Origin of the sequence: Citrobacter sp. Cf088, from assembly GCF_030334295.1 — a bacterium.
Taxonomy (GTDB): domain Bacteria; phylum Pseudomonadota; class Gammaproteobacteria; order Enterobacterales; family Enterobacteriaceae; genus Citrobacter; species Citrobacter freundii.
The window spans coordinates 157,648-177,361 of the sequence record NZ_JAOWEE010000037.1; the positions used below are offsets into that span (position 1 = coordinate 157,648).

Below are 19,714 nucleotides of genomic sequence, written 5' to 3' on the forward strand. Positions count from 1 at the left end.
GACATTATGGATTACGAATTTCTGCGCGATATTACCGGGGTGGTAAAAGTGCGTATGTCCATGGGCCACGAGGTGGTGGGGCACTGGTTTAATGAAGAAGTGAAAGAAAACCTGGCCTTACTTGATGAAGTGGAACAGGCGGCGCGTGCGGTTAAGGGCAGTGAGCGCTCCTGGCAGCGAGCAGGGCATGAATACACGCTCTGGCTGGATGGCGAAGAAGTGATGGTTCGCGCTAATCAGTTGGAGTTCTCTGGAGATGAGATGGAAGAAGGGATGAGCTATTACGACGAAGAAAGTTTTTCGCTTTGTGGTGTAGAGGACTTTCTTCAGGTTGTGGCGGCATACCGCGAATTTGTGCAACAGCGTTAATTCATGCGGAGCCAGCGGGCTCCGCTATGTCTGTTACTTCACGTAGGCCAACAGGCTCAGAGAATCACGCGCCAGTGCTTTGCATTTCTTTGCCGTGGGGATGCCGATACCGCTGAGATCGCGGTAGCTGTCTTCACCCAGCGCTTTCATATTGAAGGTATCGTAATTACTCAGGTCCCACTGGTTTTGCTGGGCAAAAAAGACCAGTGCGCGACGGATCTGCCCATTAGGCAAATTCTGGTATCCACAGTCATTTTTCAGAAAAACAAAAACTGCCGTTAAATCGGCCATATCTTCGGCTTCGGACTCGCTGAGCGCGTAGCTGTTTGCGCATACGGCCATCAGGCTGCCGAACAAAACTGTTCTGAAAAACGTCTTCATTGCTTCTACCACTGCATCACGGAATTTAAACGTTAGCATACTGCGAGCGAAGCGACGACCTTTATTATTAGCCGTTCACTTGACCTTCCCGTAAGGGGAAGGCTTATGCTTAAAAGATAGCCTGCTTAAGCTGCTGAATATAAGGAAGTGATTATGCAACGTCGTGATTTTTTAAAGTACTCCGTGGCGCTGGGCGTAGCGTCAGCGTTACCTCTGTGGAGCCGGAGCGTATTTGCCGCAGACCGCCCTGCATTGCCCATTCCTAATCTGCTAACCGCGGATGCATCTAATCGCATGCAGTTGGTGGTGCAAGCCGGACAGTCGAGTTTTGCTGGTAAAACAGCGACGACCTGGGGATATAACGGCAATTTACTCGGACCTGCGGTCAAGCTGAACAAAGGGCAATCGGTGACCGTGGATATCCATAACCAGCTTGCCGAAGAGACGACGTTGCACTGGCACGGGCTGGAAATCCCCGGTGAAGTCGACGGTGGGCCGCAAGGCATAATCCCGGCGGGCGGGAAACGTTCAGTGACCTTCACGCCGGATCAGCGCGCGGCAACCTGCTGGTTCCACCCTCATCAGCATGGAAAGACCGGTCATCAGGTAGCGATGGGGCTGGCCGGACTGGTGCTGATTGAAGACGAAGAGATTCGCAAGCTGATGCTGCCTAAGCAGTGGGGAATTGATGATGTGCCGGTAATTATTCAGGACAAACAGTTCTCTGCTGATGGGCAGGTTGATTATCAACTGGACATCATGACCGCCGCAGTAGGCTGGTTTGGCGATACGCTGCTGACCAACGGGGCGATTTATCCTCAGCATGCCGCACCGCGCGGCTGGCTGCGCCTGCGTCTGTTGAATGGTTGTAACGCGCGCTCGCTGAACATTGCGGCCAGCGACAATCGTCCTTTGTACGTCATTGCCAGCGACGGTGGACTGTTGGCGGAACCGGTAAAAGTGACCGAGCTTCCTATGCTGATGGGCGAGCGCTTTGAAGTGCTGGTGGATGTCAGTGACGGCAAAGCTTTTGATCTGGTCACTCTGCCGGTCAGCCAGATGGGGATGGCAATTGCGCCATTTGATAAGCCGCACCCGGTGATGCGCGTTCAGCCGCTGCTGATTACCGCTTCCGGCACGCTGCCGGATACGCTGACATCCATGCCATCGCTGCCGTCACTGGAAGGTCTGACGGTGCGCAAGCTGCAGCTGTCGATGGATCCGATGCTCGATATGATGGGCATGCAAATGCTGATGAAGAAATTCGGCGGTCAGGCCATGGCGGGTATGGATCATGGAAAGATGATGGGCCATATGAATAATGACAATATGGACCACGGCAATATGAATCATGGCAATATGAACCACGGTGAGATGGGGAATATGCAGCATGGCAACATGGGCAACATGAAGCATGGCGGATCGTTTGATTTCCATAATGCCAACCGGATTAATGGTCAGGCGTTTGATATGAATAAACCGATGTTTGCCGCGGCAAAAGGGCAGCATGAACGCTGGGTGATTTCCGGTCAGGGCGACATGATGCTGCATCCGTTCCACATTCACGGCACGCAGTTCCGCATTCTGTCTGAGAATGGCAAAGCGCCTGCCGCACACCGTGCGGGATGGAAGGACACGGTGCGGGTAGAAGGCGGCGTGAGCGAGGTATTGGTTAAGTTTGACCATGACGCGCCAAAGGAGCATGCCTATATGGCGCACTGCCATCTGTTAGAGCATGAAGATACCGGGATGATGCTCGGCTTCACCGTCTAAACAAATCGCGCTGTGCTTATCCGGCCTGCAGAAATCTCTCGTAAGCCGGATGAGACACAGTCTCTTTACAGTGTTTCATCGCACGACTCCCACCTCCTGCAAATTCTGCTATTGCACATAAAGTAATCGCCTTTAGAGCCGATAATCATTGGGTACCCAATGTGAGTTCAATGGATGAAATACTATGATTAAAAATGTGCGCGTTATTACCGGCATTCTTCTGGTTCTCGCCATTTTCTGTTTGCTACAGGCCGTGACAGGAAGTTTTTTTTATTCTGCAGTAAACAATGATCGCCATAATTTCCAGAACTCAGGCACCCTGAATGCCCAACAGGAAAATCTGAGTGATAGCGTCAATACGCTGATTAAAACCCGGGTAACGGTAACCCGCGTAGCAATTCGTTTCTTAAAGAACCAACGCGATCCGGCCTCACTGGCGGCAATTGATACTTTGCTAAAAACGGCGAGTGAGTCGATGAAGAAGGCTGAGGGATACTTCGCGCATTATCAGTCATTGCCGCAGGTGTCGGGGCAGAATCCGCAAATTGCATCTGAAATGGAAAAACAGTATCGGCAGATGCACGACGTGATGGCGTTATCGATAGAGTATCTGCGCGCAAATAACTATCAGGCCTATGGCGATCTTGATGCTCAGAAGGCGCAAGATGAAATGGAAGCCAGCTATGACCAGTGGCGTAACGAAAATAACGCATTGCTTCAGCACGCGGCGGCGGAGAATCAGCACAGCTTTACCCGCATGCAATGGACATTAGGGGCGATTGTCGTCGCTGTGCTCATCGTTTTGGGCATGATCTGGAGTGGGTTGCAGCATATGCTGCTTAAACCCCTGGCGCAGATTATGGAGCATATCCGCATTATTACCCGCGGTAATTTGACCCATCAACTCGACGTCCAGGGACGTAATGAAATGGGGCGTTTGGCGACGGGGTTAGATGAAATGCGACAGTCGCTGATTTCGACAGTCACGTCGGTGCGTAACAGCTCAGAAACGATTCATAGCGGTGCAGCGGAAATCTCGTCAGGTAACAACGATCTGTCTTCGCGTACCGAGCAGCAGGCTGCTTCACTTGAAGAGACTGCCGCCAGCATGGAACAGCTTACTGCAACCGTGAAGCAAAATACGGACAATGCGAAACAGGCGACTCAACTGGCTAAGAATGCGTCTGATACTGCCGCGCGTGGTGGACGGGTTGTTGATACTGTCGTGCACACGATGAGTGAAATTGCCGGTAGTTCACAGCAAATTGCGCAGATCACCAGCGTCATCGACAGTATTGCTTTCCAGACCAATATCCTGGCGCTCAACGCGGCGGTTGAGGCAGCCAGAGCAGGAGAGCAGGGACGAGGATTTGCTGTTGTAGCGGGTGAAGTCCGTACTCTGGCAAGCCGTAGCGCTCAGGCAGCCAAAGAGATCAAAGCGTTGATTGATAACTCAACTCACAGCGTGGGGATGGGATCTCAGCAGGTGTCGGACGCGGGTAAAACGATGAAAGAGATTGTCGCTGCGGTCACCCGCGTGACGGACATCATGGGGGAAATCGCCTCAGCCTCAGAGGAACAGAGCCGGGGGATTGAGCAGGTGAGTCTCGCGGTCTCGCAGATGGACAGTGTCACACAACAAAACGCCGCGCTGGTAGAAGAGTCTGCCGCCGCCGCTGCTTCGTTGGAACAACAAGCTGAACAGTTACGCCTGGCCGTGGCAGCATTTCGCATCACACGCGATACCTCCAACAGTGAGCATCGGAAACCGCCTAAGGATGCTCCGCAAGCAACCTCTGCGGGGAGTACGACACAAGACCCGCATTGGGAAACGTTTTAGCCACATGCTGTCGTGCGAACCAGGTTTTGCTTAATAAGCATACAAAAAACGACGCAAACGGGTTCTCCTGTGAACTATCAGAGGAACCCGCTCTCTTTACTGGTATACTTCATCAACTGAATTGTTTGTATGCTGTCGCAAGTTTTGTGGTTAGAGCGGGTCGCCGTCTGTCAGTCGGTGTATCAACGTAAGCGCTTTCTTTCGATCTGCATGATGTGTCAACTGATAAAAATCAGTGAGTTATAGGGTTTATGAAACATACTGTTGAAGTGATGATCCCGGAAGCGGAGATCAAAGCGCGTATTGCTGAACTGGGGCGCCAGATTAATGAACGTTACAAAGACAGCGGCAGCGATATGGTGCTGGTTGGTCTGTTACGTGGCTCATTTATGTTTATGGCGGATCTGTGCCGTGAAGTGCATGTCTCCCACGAAGTCGATTTCATGACGGCATCCAGCTATGGCAGCGGAATGTCTACTACGCGTGATGTTAAAATCCTGAAAGACCTGGATGAAGACATTCGTGGCAAAGACGTGCTGATTGTCGAAGACATCATCGACTCCGGCAATACGCTGTCCAAGGTGCGTGAAATTCTGAGCCTGCGCGAGCCGAAATCCCTGGCTATCTGCACGCTGCTGGACAAACCTTCTCGTCGTGAAGTGAATGTTCCGGTCGAATTTATCGGATTCTCTATTCCAGATGAGTTTGTGGTCGGTTACGGCATTGACTATGCCCAGCGTTATCGCCATCTGCCGTATGTTGGCAAAGTGGTGCTGCTGGACGAGTAATTGGCGGGAGCGCCTGATGGCGCTTCGCTTATCAGACCTACGGCGTAGGTTTGTAGGCCGGGTAAGGCGTCTCCGCCTCCCGGCAATGTCACATTATTTATGGTTGCTGTGTTTCTGACTCAGGTTAGACAACCCCTGGCGATAGCGCTGCTCCAGCGTTTCGCGGCTGGTGGCGGTGACGTCGAGATCGCGTAATAGACCGTCATGAATACCGTAAGCCCAGCCGTGAATGGTAACTTTCTGACCGCGCTTCCAGGCTGAACGCATAATGGTTGAGTGGCCGAGGTTGTAGACCTGCTCCATGACATTTAGTTCGCATAGGGTGTCCATGCGACGTTCCTGCGGCATTTCGCCCAGCAGTGAGCTGTGTTTGAACCAGATATCGCGGATGTGCAGTAACCAGTTATCAATCAGCCCTTGTTCTTTATTTTCAATCGCCGCCTGGACGCCGCCGCATCCGTAGTGGCCGCATATAATAATATGTTCCACTTCCAGCACATCCACCGCATACTGAACGACTGAGAGACAGTTCAGGTCGGTGTGAATAACCAGATTGGCAACATTGCGGTGAACAAATAATTCGCCCGGTTCAAGACCGGTTAATCGTTCAGCGGGAACGCGGCTATCGGAACATCCAATCCATAGAAAACGCGGATTCTGCGCATGCGTCAGCGTTTCAAAAAATCCGGGATCCTCTTCTACCAGCATCTTTGACCATAGTGCATTGTTGCTGATGAGTGTATCTATGTCTTTCATGGAGTTGTACGACCCGAAGCCAGATAAATTCGATGGGCTAATATAGGGTAACTCCAGCATTAATTAAACTATATATAAAATGTCAGAACGTAAGGTAAGTAAAAAACCATGACCATTGCTCTGGAACTTCAACAACTTAAAAAAACCTATCCCGGTGGCGTTCAAGCGTTACGCGGGATAGATTTGCAAGTCGAAGCGGGTGATTTTTATGCGCTTTTGGGACCGAATGGCGCAGGAAAGTCCACCACCATTGGAATAATCAGCTCGCTAGTGAACAAAACCTCCGGGCGGGTGAGCGTCTTCGGATACGATCTCGAAAAAGATACGGTTAACGCGAAACGCCAGCTTGGTCTGGTACCGCAGGAATTTAACTTTAACCCGTTTGAAACCGTGCAGCAGATCGTGGTAAACCAGGCGGGTTACTACGGCGTTGAGCATAAAGAGGCGGTCAAACGCAGCGAATTATATTTAAAGCAGCTCGATTTATGGGAAAAACGTAACGAGCGTGCGCGCATGCTTTCCGGCGGGATGAAACGCCGTCTGATGATTGCTCGTGCTCTGATGCACGAACCAAAATTACTCATCCTGGATGAACCAACGGCGGGTGTCGACATTGAACTGCGTCGTTCAATGTGGGGCTTTTTAAAGGATTTAAACGACAAAGGCACTACCATTATTCTGACCACTCACTACCTCGAAGAAGCAGAAATGCTGTGTCGCAATATCGGCATTATTCAGCACGGCGAGTTGGTGGAAAACACCTCGATGAAGGGGCTGCTCTCCAAGCTGAAATCCGAGACCTTTATCCTCGATCTGGCGCCGAAAAGTCCGCTGCCAAAACTGGACGGTTATCAGTACCGGCTGGTCGACACTTCCACGCTGGAAGTGGAGGTGCTGCGTGAACAGGGGGTTAACAGCGTCTTCTCTCAGCTGAGCGCGCAGGGCATTCAGGTATTGAGTATGCGTAACAAAGCGAACCGACTGGAAGAACTGTTTGTTTCTCTGGTTCATGAAAAACAAGGAGATCGCGCATGATGCAGCTTTATTGGGTGGCGCTGAAAAGCATCTGGGCGAAAGAGATCCACCGCTTTATGCGTATCTGGGTTCAGACTCTGGTTCCCCCCGTCATCACCATGACGCTCTATTTTATTATCTTTGGTAACCTAATCGGCTCGCGTATCGGCGAAATGCATGGTTTTAGCTACATGCAGTTTATCGTGCCAGGGCTGATTATGATGGCGGTGATCACCAACTCGTACGCGAACGTGGCATCGTCATTCTTCAGCGCCAAGTTTCAACGCAATATTGAAGAGCTGCTGGTCGCCCCGGTACCAACGCACGTGATCATCGCCGGTTTCGTCGGCGGCGGTGTGGCACGTGGCTTGTGCGTAGGCATTCTGGTAACGGCTATTTCACTGTTCTTCGTGCCTTTCCAGGTGCATTCCTGGGTCTTTGTGGCGCTTACGCTGATGTTAACGGCGGTACTGTTCTCGCTGGCCGGTTTGCTTAACGCAGTCTTTGCTAAAACCTTTGACGATATCAGCCTGATCCCAACCTTCGTACTGACACCACTGACCTATCTGGGTGGCGTGTTCTATTCGCTAACGCTGCTGCCACCGTTCTGGCAGGGGCTGTCGCATCTGAACCCGATTGTCTACATGATTAGCGGTTTCCGCTACGGCTTCCTGGGGATTCATGATGTTCCGCTGGTCACCACGTTTGGTGTGCTGGTGGTGTTTATCGCTGCGTTTTATTTGCTGTGCTGGTACCTGATTCAGCGCGGACGCGGCCTGCGCAGCTAATTCTTTCTTCCTCTCCATGCCTGGGAGAGGAAGACTTTTGATGCTTGTCACCATTACGGATTTATCACACTGATAAACTACTTGCCTGCTAAGGAGGTAGGCAATGTTAGGTTGGGTAATTACCTGTCATGACGATAAGGCACAGGATATGCTGCATCGTCTGGAGAAAAAGTACGGCCCGTTGGCCCAATGTCAGGCTGTAAGTTTCTGGCGTGGACTCAGCTCGAATATGCTAAGCCGCATGATGTGCCATGCTCTGCATGCTACAGATTCAGGTGAGGGTGTGGTATTCCTGACGGATATGGCTGGGGCTGCGCCTTACCGTGTAGCGTCGCTAATGAGTCATAAACATCCCCAGTGTGAAGTGATTTCAGGTATCAGCTATCCATTGCTTGAGCGAATGATTTCGTCACGGGAATCGCTGAGTAGTTCTGCGTTTCGGGATTGCATCGTCGCACTTGGAGGCCCCGAAGTATCCAGCCTCTGGCATCAACAACAAAAAAATCCCCCCTTCGTGTTGAAGCATGATTTGTATGAGTATTAATCATTGGTATTGATTAGGCTTTTGCTACAATAGCCGAGGTTACTCGCCTCGGTTATCTCATATGGTTATGCGCGTTCTGTTTGTTCTGTTGCTCCTGTTTTCTGGCAGCGTCGCTGCGGCTTTGCCTGCTCGTTATATGCAAACCACCGAAGCCGCCGCCGTATGGGCGCAGATTGGCAATAAAATGGTGACGGTAGGGAATATTCGCGCCGGGCAGATCCTCGCCGTTGAGCCAATTGCCGCAGACTATTACGAATTTACCTTCGGCTTTGGCACCGGGTTTATTGATAAGGGGCATCTGGAGCCCGTTCAGGGGCGGCAGAAAGTCGATGATGGTCTGGGCGATCTCAATAAACCGCTCAGCAACCAAAGCCTGGTAACCTGGAAAGATACGCCAGTTTATAACGCTCCGGATGTCGGTAGCGCCCCGTTTGGCGTGCTGGCGGATAATCTGCGTTATCCGGTCATCAGCAAGCTTAAAGACCGACTCAACCAGACCTGGTACCAGATCCGCATTGGTGGCCGACTGGCCTATGTTAGCGCGCTGGATGCGCAGGAAGACAACGGCATCCCGGTGTTAACCTATCATCATATTTTGCGCGATGAAGAGAATACCCGCTTTCGCCATACTTCCACCACCACCTCCGTACGCGCTTTCAGCAACCAGATGGCCTGGCTCCAGGATCGCGGCTACACCACGTTGACGATGTACCAACTGGAAGGCTATATCCGCAATAGCATGAATCTCCCGGCCCGAGCGGTGGTGCTGACCTTTGATGATGGGCTGAAGTCGGTAAGTCGTTATGCTTACCCGATTCTGAAACAACATGGTATGAAGGCCACGGCGTTTATCATCTCATCACGCATCAAACGCCACCCGCAGAAATGGGATCCGAAATCGCTGCAGTTTATGAGCCTCTCTGAACTGAACGAGATCCGGGACGTGTTCGACTTCCAGTCGCATACCCATTTTTTACATCGGGTTGACGCGAATCGCCGACCGATCCTGCTGAGTCGCAGCTATCACAATATTTTGTTCGATTTCGCCCGCTCGCGCCGGGCGCTGTCCCAGTTCAATCCTCACGTTCTGTATTTGTCTTACCCGTTTGGCGGTTATAACGCCACGGCGGTAAAAGCGGCGGGTGACGCGGGATTTCACATGGCGGTCACTACGGTGAGGGGGAAGGTTAAGCCGGGAGATAATCCGTTCTTATTGAAAAGGCTTTATATTTTAAGGACGGATTCGCTGGAGACGATGTCGCGGCTGATAGTCAATCAGCCGCAGGGGTAAGGGTCGTCAGGCAACCTGTACCGGAATGGCTTTCGCGGTGCGTTTCATTTCATTGTCGCCTTCAAAGTAGGCCACTTTCGGACGCCAGGTGCGGGCTTCTTCATCAGACATGGTGACGAAGCTGGCGATAATCACAATGTCGCCAACCTCTGCACAATGCGCTGCAGCACCGTTCACCGAGATGATTCTGGAGCCGCGTTCAGCCGCAATTGCGTAGGTTGAGAAACGTTTTCCGTTGGTCACGTTCCAGATATCAATCGCTTCGTTTTCCAGAATACCGGAGGCATCAAGGAAATCCTGGTCGATGGCACAGGAGCCTTCATAGTGCAGGTCCGCCTGCGTGACTTTTACACGGTGGAGCTTGCCTTGCAGCATGGTGCGAATCATAACTTCTTTACCCTGTCGTTTATCTTGGCTAAGCAGGCGCTACTGACCTGCTTTGAGAATTTTCAGGCAGTATTGCCTGATTTTTAACCCCTGTCTACTGGGCTAATGTAACGCTTTGATTATCGATCAGACGTGCCTGACCCAGCCAGGCGGCGACCAGAATCACTGCGCGTTTACTGGTTTCTGTCAGCTCGAGCAGCGTGTCGGCGTCGCGGATCTGAATATCGTCGGCGCGAAAGCCTTTTTCATTCAGCTCGTGTTCAGCAATGGCGATAATCTCTTCCAGATCGCGTTCCCCTGCCTGCAATTTTTCGCTGATATGGCTCATTACTTTGTACAAGCCCGGGGCAACTTTACGCTGCTCTGTGGTCAGATAACCATTACGCGAGCTTAGGGCTAAGCCGTCTTTGGCGCGAATAATCGGTACGCCGACGATCTCAATGTCATACCCCATATCCGCTACCATTTTGCGGATCAGCGCCAGTTGCTGGAAATCCTTCTCGCCAAAGCAGGCGATATCTGGCTGGATCAGGTTAAACAGCTTGCTGACGATAGTGGAAACACCACGAAAGTGACCCGGACGGCTGGCGCCTTCCAGCATGGTAGACAGTCCCGGAACATCAACATAGGTATGACCTTCCGTACCTTGCGGATAGATTTCTTTCTCTGACGGTGCAAAGACAATATCAACTTTACGCTTGTTCAGTTTTTCGCAATCTTCCTGCAGCGTACGTGGGTAGCGCACCAGGTCTTCCACTCGATCAAACTGCATTGGGTTAACGAAAATACTGACGATCACCACATCAGCCTGAGCCTTTGCTTCATCAACCAGCTTCATATGACCGTCGTGCAGGTTGCCCATGGTAGGGACCAGCGCGACGCGTTTGCCTTCCTGGCGCAGACGACGAATGTGCTGGCGCAGCAGCGGCAGAGTTTCAATAATTAACACGTTGACTCCTTAATGGAAACTGTGTTCTTCACCCGGATAGACGCCGGATTCAACCTCGGTAATATACTGCCGTACTGCGGCGCGCATGTCGCCCGCTTCGGCGAGGAAATTTTTGGCGAATTTTGGAATGTGGCCACCGGTAATGCCGAACGCATCGTGCATCACCAGAATCTGACCATCGGTGACGTTACCTGCGCCAATACCAATCACCGGAATTGACAGTGCCTCGGTGACGCGTTTCGCCAGCTCAACCGGTACGCATTCGAGTACCAGGAGCTGTGCGCCTGCGGCTTCCAGCGCCAGCGCATCTGCCAGCAGAACGTCTCCGGCATCGCCACGACCCTGAATTTTATAGCCGCCAAACACATTCACCGACTGCGGCGTTAGTCCCAGATGGCCACAGACCGGCACCGCGCGCTCGGCCAGCATTTTGACGGTATCAGCAAGCCATGCGCCGCCTTCAATTTTGATCATATTGGCGCCGGCACGCATGACCGTAGCGGCATTTTCGAAGGTTTGCTCCGGCGTGGCGTAAGCCATAAACGGCAGGTCAGACAGCAGCAGGCAGTTCGGCGCGCCGCGACGGACGGCGCGGGTGTGGTAAGCGATATCTTCAACGGTCACAGGCAGGGTGGAATCATGACCCTGAACGGTCATCCCCAGGGAGTCGCCAACCAGCATCACGTTAATGCCTTCGTCAGCGAACAGTTTGGCAAAACTGTAGTCGTAGGCGGTGATGGTGGCGAAGCGTTTCTTTTCCTGTTTGCATTTCTGCAGCAAGGCGATGGTGGTTGGTTTCATCATAACCCCTGTTGGTCATAAATTGTATGAATGCAATGCGCGCATTGTAGGGGAAGAGAGGACGGAACGTTAGCCCTTTGTGGGCATATCCATCCTGATGGCGCTTTCGGGCGTCATCAGGGATAGTCGAGCGTAAAAATACCGTTGGCTTTGAAGTTGCCTGAGCCAATTTTCTGATTGCCGTCGCGTTTGAGCGTGGCCAGAAAGTTGAGCGTCAGCGACTGGTTTTTCCCGTTTTCGCTGGTGCCGTAGATATTGTCGTCGCCCGACGTATCGCGCTGCTCGCTATAGACTGAGGTGGTGTCGTTAGGCAGCAGTACCATCTGCGGGCTATAGCCGTTGGCGACGCCGCTGATCTCCACGCCGACGCCGGTGGCCTGGTTCATGGTCAGGATGTTGCCGAGCATCGTGCGGTTGCTGGCGAGCGTAGTGGTGGTCAGCGTGACGTTAATATTGCGCAGGCCGCGGCAGCCGGCGAGATTAATGGCAAACGGCACCGCGGCGGCGCCGCGAATAATCTGGTTTGGGCTGTAGCTGCCCAGGTTTACAGTGGTGCCGTTGACGCTGCTGCCGCTGGCAACCGGCTGCGTGGTGCAGGTCGGCTCGCTGACGCTAACGGCGCTGACATCAATTGTGACGTTTTGATAATAACTTTTGATACCGCTGCCGGGGTTTTCGTTCCAGATGCGTACGTGATAGTCGCCATTTTTTAGCAGGCTAATCTTCGAACTGACTGGCGTATAGGTTTGGTCGGTATAGAAGGTGATGGCCGCGTAGAACCCGAGCCCGCCCAGACTGTTGTATTGCATACCGCTGCCGCTGGTGTCGGAACAAACATGGCCGTTATCTTTGACCGTAATCACGTTGTGCATGATTCCGTCCACGACGGGCAGCGTTGAGGCGGTCACGCTGAGGGTGTATGAGCTGAACGATCGCAACGTGAGCGAGAAGTAGAGGCCGGTAATATTGGTTTTAAATAACGCTGCGCCGCCATAGCTGCCAGCGGGCACCAGCCCGGACTCGACGGATAAATGGTTGCTGGTGGCCGCGCCCGTCGAGGTACAGTACAGGCGGTCTTTGCCGCTGGACGAGCCGTGTGAGCCGTTCCAGTTGATGGTGACGTTGGCGGGGGCCAGCGTGTCGCTGCGGCTGAAGTAGACGGTTCGCCCGCTGGGGTAAGTGAAGGCGTTCGTACCGTCGCCAACCGGCCCGCCGTCCGAAGCGTAGGTGGTGCCGCCCAGCACGAACGTTTGCGTTGCGGCCTGCGCGCTGGCAGAGAACAGCAGTATTATGAGTGCCGTGCGTAAAACGGCCATCAGGCGGCGGTAAAACGGTACGCCAGGGCTCCTTCCCATTGTTATATCCTTGCTTGTCTACGATAACGCTATTGTCCGTAATAGCTTTCTCTTCCCTCAGTAGTGGGCTTGAGATTTTTCTTATCATGACACAACAAGGTCCGCGGCGTTCGAGCACTTTGTCGCTAAATATGTAACCTGTGTATTTTTGTAATGCCGGCGTTCGGGGCGACACCGCGTTCAATATCCTCCCGGCGGCAGGCCGCCGGGGCAGTGCTCAGGGGTAATCCAGCGTAAAGATGCCGTTGGCCTTAAAGTTACCGGAGCCGATTTTCTGATTGCTGTCGCGCTTAAGCGTGGCGAGGAAATTCAGGGTATGGGTTTGCACCTTGCCGTTTTCACTGGAGCCGTAAATATTGTCATCGCTCGCGGTGTCGCGCTGGTCGTTATATACCGAGGTGCTCTCGTTCGGAATGATTAGCGTTTCTGTGCTGTAGTTATTGGCCGCGCCGCGAATTTCCAGCCCGACGCCGGTGGCGTGGTTAAGGGTGAGAATATTGCCGAGCAGGGTAGCATCGGTTGCGACGTTGGTGGATGCGAGCGTGACGTTAATATTGCGCAGCCCCTTACAGCCTCCCAGGTTGATGGCAAACGGCACGGCGGTTGCCCCGTTGATGATATCGTTCGGGCTGTAGCTACCCAGGTTGACGGTCGAGCCGCTCACGCTGTTGCCGCTGGCGACCGGTTGGGTGGTGCAGGTAGGCTCGGCGACGGTCACGGCGCTGATATCGAAGGTCACATTCTGGTAATAGCCGGTAATTCCTGCGCCAGGGTTTTCATTCCAAATGCGCACGTGGTAATCACCGCTTTTGAGTAAGCTGATTGTTGAAGTTCCGGGTGTATAGGTTTGGTCGGTGTAAAACGTAATGGCTGCGTAAAACCCTAAAGTGCCCATCGATTTGTAGTTGATATCGCCAGTTTCGTTAGTTTGGCTGCAAAGGTGGCCATTATCTTGTACTGAAATAACATTTTTCATAACACCATCCCGGATTTGCAGCGTTGGTGCCGTTACAATAAGTGCATATGAACTAAAAGAACGTAAGGCGAGTGAAAAATAGAGGCCTGTAATATTGGTTTTAAATATTGCAACACCGCCATAGCTCCCCGCTGTAATGAGTCCTGATTCTACAGATAGTGATCCATTCCCCGAGCCTTGATCTGACTGGGTACAAAAAAGACTATCAGTCTCTGAACTTGAGGAACCGTGAGATCCGTTCCAGTTGATGATGACGTTTGCGGGTGCCAGTTCTGGTGTCTGGCTGAAATAGACGGTACGGCCGCCAGGGTAGGTGAGTACTTTGTTGCCATTGCCTGATGGCCCGCTAAGGTCCGAGGGGGGAACATAATTCCCCAGGGTAAAAGTCTGTATGGCATAAGCCTCGCCTGAAATAAACGCCAATGTTGCGAGCAGTATTGATATCGTCATTTGACGTGTGGTTTGCCAGAATCTGTTCTGGCGTTGATCGTATTGGCTGGTTGATATCCATTTCATTGTTCTAACCTTTTTTAAAATCAGAAAACCCACTATTCGTAATACACCGACACCAGCACGCTGGACTTTACCGGGCCGCTGACGATGGATTGGCCAGACTGTATTTTCTGCATTCGGGCGTAAAACGAATAGCGGCTGTCGGCGTAGTTGGCGGCGGTAACGTCATAGCGGCTGCGCGGCGTCCCGTCGGTATTCATCACGTTGTAAACGTTGTTGGCGTCGTTAACCGAGAAAATGACCACTCCCACGTTTTTGGCACCGTCGGCTTCGTCGTTGGCGAAAATTTGCGTCGAGCCCACGGCGAAGCTGCCGGACAGCGGCGAAAAATGGACGATGAGCGTTGAGGGCGTTTTACCGCTAACCGGCATGCAGTCTTTGACGTGTACGTAGAAGGTGCTGCCGCCTTTATAGAGATCTTCTGCGGTGATGCCGCTGGCAAAATAGTCGATGCCCCAGGAGCCGAGGCTGACCAGCCCGTTATTGTCGACCGAGACCTGACAGGTGGTGTTGACGACGTTGGCTTTGATTTCGACGTCGGTATCGGCCTGGGTCTGGGGGGACAGAAGCAAGAGGCCAACCGCCGCTGCGCCGCACAATAGTTTGCTCATCGCACGTTACTCATAGGTAATGGTAAACAGGCCCTGGGTCGAAAACGAGCCGGTGTGTAAATCAGCAATCGTGCTGCCCGAAGCCAGCACGATGCGCGCGCTGAGCGGCCACACGACGGTGGTGGTATCGCTGGCTTCGGCGAGATCGATTAACTGCTGCGCCGGGCTGGCGCAGCGCAGCTGCTTGCTGCCGCTGGCTTCAGGCGTGGCCCCCGTCCAGACTTCCGCTGACACGCCAGCGGCGTCATCGCTGCCGCTCAGCGCGTTGCGAAAACCGTTACCGCCGCCGGAGGCGCCGTCGCAGCCGGTTTTGGCCGTTAGCGTGACGGTCGCCTGCTTTTTGGCAAGCCCTATGCAGTCGCTGAACACCAGCGAAAAGGGGCGCGATTTGCTCTTATTGACGATCTGAGGAATATAGACGTCGCCCATATCTACAGTCGTATTCGCCGTGCCGCTGTCGTCGTGCAGGGTAGCCAGGCAGGTTGAGGGCGTAATGGTGGTGGAAACCGTTAACTCCAGCGAGTTAGAGCCCGCAAAGCCTGGCGCCGCGTTCAGAAGCAGCACCAGCGCGGTACACGGCGGTAACAGATATCGCATCAATGCAGCCCTCGGTTATTCATAGGTAAACGTAAAGAGCGCCTTGGCCTGAAAGTCGCCTGGTGTTGGGGTCAGCGAGGTACTGGCGCGGCGGAAAAAAGCGTTCAGCTCCATACCGTTGGCTATCTGGCCGGCGCTCCAGTCGATTTTTTGCGTGCCGTCGACCTTAAAGCGGCTGCCCTCATCGCTGCCGTTCGGTTTAAAGCCCAGCCCAACGTTTTCGGCGTTGCCGCTGGTTAGCGTGTTTTTCAGCATAAAAAGGGTATTTGACAGCGTGACGCCTTGTACGGTCATCTTCAGTGAGGTGATCTCGTTATTGCACTCCTTCGGCAGCAATTTAAAGCTGGCCTCGGTGCTGGCGGTGGCGCTGAGCAGCTCGGCAATCCCGAAGTTTGGAATAGTGAGATCGTATTGCGTTCCGCTGCCGCTGACCGAGGCGTTATTGAGACTGACGACGCTCATGAGGCAGGTGGTTTCTTCAATCACCGCGGTGAAATCCAGGCTTAACCCCTGGGTTGTGGCGAAGCCCGGCGGTGCCAGCAGCGCGGCGGCGAGCGTCAGCGAGCGGATTACGCGGTAAGTTCTCATCCTTGATCCTCGCAATTTATTGCATTTGGCAGGGCACGGCGCCCAGGACGATGGTTTTACCCATCTGCTTGTCGTTGCCCGACGCCACTTGGTAGCGCGCGCGGCAGCGCTGCGTTTGATTCTGCTTACTCCAGCGCACTTCAAGTTCGCCGCTTTCGCCGATGCCGCGTACGAAGGCCTGGCTACCCTGGCCTACCGTGCCCAGCAGGTTGTTGCTGAGGTCGTACACTTCGGCGGTGAACGGCACCGGCTGGCGGTCGCTGCGCACCAGGTTGAGAATGGCGGATTTCCCCTGGTCGGTTTCGAATTTGCTGACCACTACCGCGCCGCGTCTGGGGATCACGGTGGCGCTGGTGCTCTTCATTTCGACGTCGTTATCCAGCTCGTTGACATCAAGCGAGACGATATTTTCCCGGTACGGGGTTAATGAACTGCCGATACCGTAACCAAAGCGGTCAACGGTGCTGTTGCCGTAGTCGATGCGCGCGCCCTGCGCGCCAGGGGCGTCGATCACCACCAGCGTATCGCTGTCGCCAAAGCTCTGATTACTGAAGGTTAAGCCGCCGCTGTGCAGCACAAAGCCGCCGTCGGTATTTAATGAATACTGACGCGAGCTGTCGTTGCTGGCCGACGCCGAGGCGGCGATATTGCCGTAACTGGAGTCGTAGCTGACGTAGGAACTGACGGTGGAGAGGTCTTTGCCCTCTTTTTCCATGTTGTACGCGGTGCTGACGCTATAGCTCCAGCGGTTGTCGGCGCTGTAGCCGCTGGCGCTGGTATTAAACTGGTTGCTGCCGTCGAAATCGCTGCTTACGCTGCTGTTCAGCGTACGGAAGCCGCCGCTGTCGCGGTCGGTGCCCAGCAGTTTATCCAGCGGAATGGTCACGCTGAGGTAGACCGAATCGTCGCGGTTATCGTCTTCGTCGTAGGTACGCTGCAGGTTGATGCTGTAGCTGGCCCAGCCGATGCTGTTGCTGTAGCCAGCGGAGAAGCTGCTGCGCGAATCATTGGTCACCCAGTAGTCGGCCCAGCTGCCGGTGAGGTACAGCGAACCGTAGTTGATATCCTCATCCTTCAGGCTCTGGTTGAGGCTGATGGTGAACTGGTTTTTCATTCGCGAGTAGTCGTTCATGCCGCGAGCGTTGTCGCCGCTGCTGTGTTCGGCATCGTCAATAATGCTCAGCGCGTCGCTCAGCCCCAGATAATCTTTGGTGGAATAGCGATAGGCGGCAATGTTCAGCGATGTGTCCGTCGGGGCGAAGAACTTGTTCCAGGAAATACGGTAGCTTTGACCACGGTAGGTTTTGTCATCGGGGATCTCCGCCTGCGATTGCGTCACGTCAAAGGAGAGGGCGCCGACGAGGGTGTTCATCCCGACGCCCAGCAGCCCGGCAAAATAGCCGTTGTCGGTGGCCTGAATGCCGCTAAAGCCGGTGAAGGTGCTGTTGAGGCCGTAGTAGAAGGTGCCCTGCGCGAGGCCCGGCTCGTCATGCAGGCTGTCGTCGTTGACCTGGCCGATGCTGATATCCCAGCTGCCGACGCCGGGGTGCATCATTTGCACCAGCGACGAGAAGGCCTGGCTAAAGCTGTGCTTCGAGCCGTCGGCTTCGGTAATGGTGACCTCAAGGTCCGCGCCGTAGCCGGACGGCGAAAGATCGTCGATCGAAAACGGCCCCGGCGGCACCGTGGTTTCGTAGATTTTGTAGCCGTTCTGCGTGATGGTCACTTTAGCGTTGCTTTTGGCGACGCCGCGAATCGTTGGCGCATAGCTGGCAAGCTGCGGCGGCAGCATCTGCGATTCGCTGTACAGGCGTACGCCGCGCAGGCTGACGGTATCAAAGCTTTCGCCGCTGGTGCTGGCTTCACCGATCACCAGTTGAGAACGCAGCGCGGCAATATCCCGCTGAACGTAGCGGTTCTGGTATTCAATATTGCTGCTGCCGTCTTTTTGCCACGAGTAGTTACCCTGTGCGCGGAAGTGCCATGCGCCAAGGTTGATGCCGCCGTTAAAGCCTGCGTACACGCTGTCTTCGTCACCGTAGTCGTTCTGGCTTTTCCAGGCGCTGACGTTATAAGACAGCATCGCGGCCGGAACGCCGTCATCCCATAGCGATGGATCAACATAGCTGGCGAAGCCTTTTTGCACCCATATTTGCGGTACGCCCACGTCCAGCCGCTGGTCGCCGCCGTCGAAGTTGAGCGTAGACTGAGGGATCGCTAATGCGAGGTTAAGGCAGCTGTCCGCACTGTCTTCCCGGGTTAGCAGCAGCGCATTGTCGGGCAGATCATCGGGCATGCGGATATGCAGCTGGCTTAGCATTTTCGGCGTTACACAGGCCTGTGTTTTACCTTTTGCGGTTTCAATAAATTCGACTTTTAGCGTGGTCACCAGATCGTTATTGACGTAGCCGCTCACTTCGTAGACGCCGGGGGAGAACGCGTTACCGTTGGAATAACGGCTGAGATCGACCTGGCTGGCGCCCGGCCCCATTAAAAACGAGCTGTCAAATTCTAGCGTTTCATTTTCGGCCCGCGCAGAGAGACTGCCGGACAGGAGGGTAAAGGCAATAAAACGAGTCAGGAATGTTATCCTGAATTGTGTTGACCGCTGTTTCATTGGCGCATCCGAAGTATTAAATAAAAGCGTTAAATATCCACCTTGCCATTAATGGCGCCGCCAAAATCGCTGATTGCGACATAGCTAATGCTGGTTTTGGCTGGCGTACCGGTTAACCCCAAAATAGTGAAATCAGATTCGCCTTTGGGGGCGACCATTGAGGCCGAAACGGTATATTTTCGCCCGCCGACCATGGCCTCCACTTTGTTAAAGGAAACGAAATAGCCGGTGGGATTGGTGACATGAACGACCGGCTTTCCGGCTTTTTGCTGCATCCGCCACTGTAATTTTTGCGGGGCTTCTGCGGCGGTGCCGTCAAGACCGTTGGGGCGATAAAACAGCTTGATGCGCGTACGGAACGCTAACTGAAGAATGTTTTTTTCTTTAACGTCTTCGTCTTTCATTTTGGGCGGCACTTCCAGCACGTTAAACCAATAGATGCTTTCGCGATCGTTGGGCAATGAGCGGCTGCCGGTGTAGGTAAACTTGACGGTTTGCCCGCGGCCCGGCTCGATACGGGAAACCGGCGGCGTGGCGTTAAAGGGAACGTTGATTGTGCTCGGGTCGGCATTTTGGTTACCGTCGTCCAGCCAGCTTTGTACCAATGCAGGGCGGGAACCTTTATTTTCCAGACGGATAGAAATATCTTTCTGCGCTTCTTTATAAATAACGCGCGTGCCGGACAGAACGATATCTGCCATTGCTGAAGGTATGACTGAACAGGCAGCAACGGCAGAAAGAGTGAAATAAAGAGAACGACGCATCCTGGTCATTAT

At 53.6% G+C, this 19,714-nt stretch carries 20 protein-coding genes; 8 read left to right on the forward strand and 12 right to left on the reverse strand.

Annotated elements, in window-relative coordinates; translation table 11 throughout:
• The first annotated feature begins 6 nt into the window (after positions 1-6).
• Entirely contained in the window at positions 7-369 is a 363-nt protein-coding gene (yacL, locus tag OGV71_RS04875; RefSeq protein WP_003018670.1) for a protein YacL, read from the forward strand.
• A 33-nt stretch (positions 370-402) separates the two neighbouring features.
• Here the strand turns inward: yacL and OGV71_RS04880 are convergent, their stop codons facing one another.
• Positions 403-750, reverse strand: a complete 348-nt coding sequence (locus OGV71_RS04880) for a YacC family pilotin-like protein (protein ID WP_003018667.1) — start codon at positions 748-750, stop codon at positions 403-405.
• A 153-nt stretch (positions 751-903) separates the two neighbouring features.
• On the opposite strand from OGV71_RS04880, the gene cueO reads away from it, so the two are divergent.
• The 3 genes from cueO (at position 904) to hpt (ending at position 5,151) form a co-directional block, all read left to right on the forward strand.
• Entirely contained in the window at positions 904-2,523 is a 1,620-nt protein-coding gene (gene cueO / locus OGV71_RS04885) for a multicopper oxidase CueO (RefSeq protein WP_286532765.1), read from the forward strand.
• Between the two features lie 184 nt (positions 2,524-2,707).
• On the forward strand, positions 2,708-4,363 hold the full coding sequence (gene tcp, locus OGV71_RS04890; RefSeq protein ID WP_204584094.1) for a methyl-accepting chemotaxis citrate transducer: 1,656 nt from the start codon (positions 2,708-2,710) through the stop codon (positions 4,361-4,363).
• Positions 4,364-4,614: 251 nt separating this feature from the next.
• Positions 4,615-5,151 carry a hypoxanthine phosphoribosyltransferase gene (gene hpt, locus OGV71_RS04895; protein WP_003018658.1) on the forward strand — a complete coding sequence of 179 codons (537 nt, stop codon included), beginning with the start codon at positions 4,615-4,617 and terminating at the stop codon, positions 5,149-5,151.
• A gap of 93 nt (positions 5,152-5,244) precedes the next feature.
• On the opposite strand, the gene can is transcribed toward hpt, so the two are convergent.
• Positions 5,245-5,907, reverse strand: a complete 663-nt coding sequence (can, locus tag OGV71_RS04900; protein WP_003018654.1) for a carbonate dehydratase — start codon at positions 5,905-5,907, stop codon at positions 5,245-5,247.
• Positions 5,908-6,015: 108 nt separating this feature from the next.
• Between can and OGV71_RS04905 the strand changes: the two genes are divergently transcribed.
• The 4 genes from OGV71_RS04905 to OGV71_RS04920 all read left to right on the forward strand — a co-directional run bounded on the left by OGV71_RS04905 (position 6,016) and on the right by OGV71_RS04920 (position 9,544).
• Entirely contained in the window at positions 6,016-6,942 is a 927-nt protein-coding gene (locus OGV71_RS04905; protein WP_003837480.1) for an ABC transporter ATP-binding protein, read from the forward strand.
• A complete protein-coding gene (locus OGV71_RS04910; protein ID WP_003018647.1) occupies positions 6,939-7,709 on the forward strand; it encodes an ABC transporter permease in 771 nt (256 codons plus the stop codon). The genes OGV71_RS04905 and OGV71_RS04910 overlap by 4 nt, the downstream gene beginning before the upstream one ends.
• Before the next feature lie 103 nt (positions 7,710-7,812).
• The gene (locus OGV71_RS04915; RefSeq protein ID WP_003837482.1) at positions 7,813-8,253 is read left to right on the forward strand and encodes a PTS sugar transporter subunit IIA; all 441 of its coding nucleotides are present in this window, start codon (positions 7,813-7,815) and stop codon (positions 8,251-8,253) included.
• 61 nt (positions 8,254-8,314) lie between these two features.
• Complete coding sequence (locus tag OGV71_RS04920) at positions 8,315-9,544, forward strand: polysaccharide deacetylase family protein (RefSeq protein WP_071696605.1); 1,230 nt, start codon at positions 8,315-8,317, stop codon at positions 9,542-9,544.
• A gap of 6 nt (positions 9,545-9,550) precedes the next feature.
• Here the strand turns inward: OGV71_RS04920 and panD are convergent, their stop codons facing one another.
• The 10 genes from panD to OGV71_RS04970 all read right to left on the reverse strand — a co-directional run bounded on the left by panD (position 9,551) and on the right by OGV71_RS04970 (position 19,711).
• Complete coding sequence (panD, locus tag OGV71_RS04925) at positions 9,551-9,931, reverse strand: aspartate 1-decarboxylase (protein WP_000621526.1); 381 nt, start codon at positions 9,929-9,931, stop codon at positions 9,551-9,553.
• Between the two features lie 94 nt (positions 9,932-10,025).
• The gene (gene panC, locus OGV71_RS04930) at positions 10,026-10,880 is read right to left on the reverse strand and encodes a pantoate--beta-alanine ligase (RefSeq protein ID WP_071696606.1); all 855 of its coding nucleotides are present in this window, start codon (positions 10,878-10,880) and stop codon (positions 10,026-10,028) included.
• Between the two features lie 9 nt (positions 10,881-10,889).
• Positions 10,890-11,681, reverse strand: a complete 792-nt coding sequence (gene panB, locus OGV71_RS04935; protein ID WP_071696607.1) for a 3-methyl-2-oxobutanoate hydroxymethyltransferase — start codon at positions 11,679-11,681, stop codon at positions 10,890-10,892.
• A gap of 116 nt (positions 11,682-11,797) precedes the next feature.
• Entirely contained in the window at positions 11,798-13,036 is a 1,239-nt protein-coding gene (locus tag OGV71_RS04940; RefSeq protein WP_286532768.1) for a fimbrial protein, read from the reverse strand.
• Between the two features lie 217 nt (positions 13,037-13,253).
• Positions 13,254-14,012 (reverse strand): fimbrial protein, encoded by a 759-nt coding sequence (locus tag OGV71_RS04945; RefSeq protein WP_257651223.1) that lies wholly within the window; start codon positions 14,010-14,012, stop codon positions 13,254-13,256.
• A 548-nt stretch (positions 14,013-14,560) separates the two neighbouring features.
• Positions 14,561-15,136: a fimbrial-like protein gene (locus tag OGV71_RS04950; protein ID WP_286532771.1), complete on the reverse strand. Its 576-nt coding sequence runs from the start codon at positions 15,134-15,136 to the stop codon at positions 14,561-14,563.
• A 6-nt stretch (positions 15,137-15,142) separates the two neighbouring features.
• The gene (locus tag OGV71_RS04955; RefSeq protein ID WP_071696611.1) at positions 15,143-15,733 is read right to left on the reverse strand and encodes a fimbrial protein; all 591 of its coding nucleotides are present in this window, start codon (positions 15,731-15,733) and stop codon (positions 15,143-15,145) included.
• Positions 15,734-15,748: 15 nt separating this feature from the next.
• Positions 15,749-16,321, reverse strand: a complete 573-nt coding sequence (locus tag OGV71_RS04960; protein WP_071696612.1) for a fimbrial protein — start codon at positions 16,319-16,321, stop codon at positions 15,749-15,751.
• 16 nt (positions 16,322-16,337) lie between these two features.
• Positions 16,338-18,938, reverse strand: coding sequence for an outer membrane usher protein (locus OGV71_RS04965; RefSeq protein WP_286532774.1), 2,601 nt, complete (start codon positions 18,936-18,938; stop codon positions 16,338-16,340).
• A 29-nt stretch (positions 18,939-18,967) separates the two neighbouring features.
• On the reverse strand, positions 18,968-19,711 hold the full coding sequence (locus OGV71_RS04970) for a fimbrial chaperone (protein ID WP_081368684.1): 744 nt from the start codon (positions 19,709-19,711) through the stop codon (positions 18,968-18,970).
• Positions 19,712-19,714: the final 3 nt, after the last annotated feature.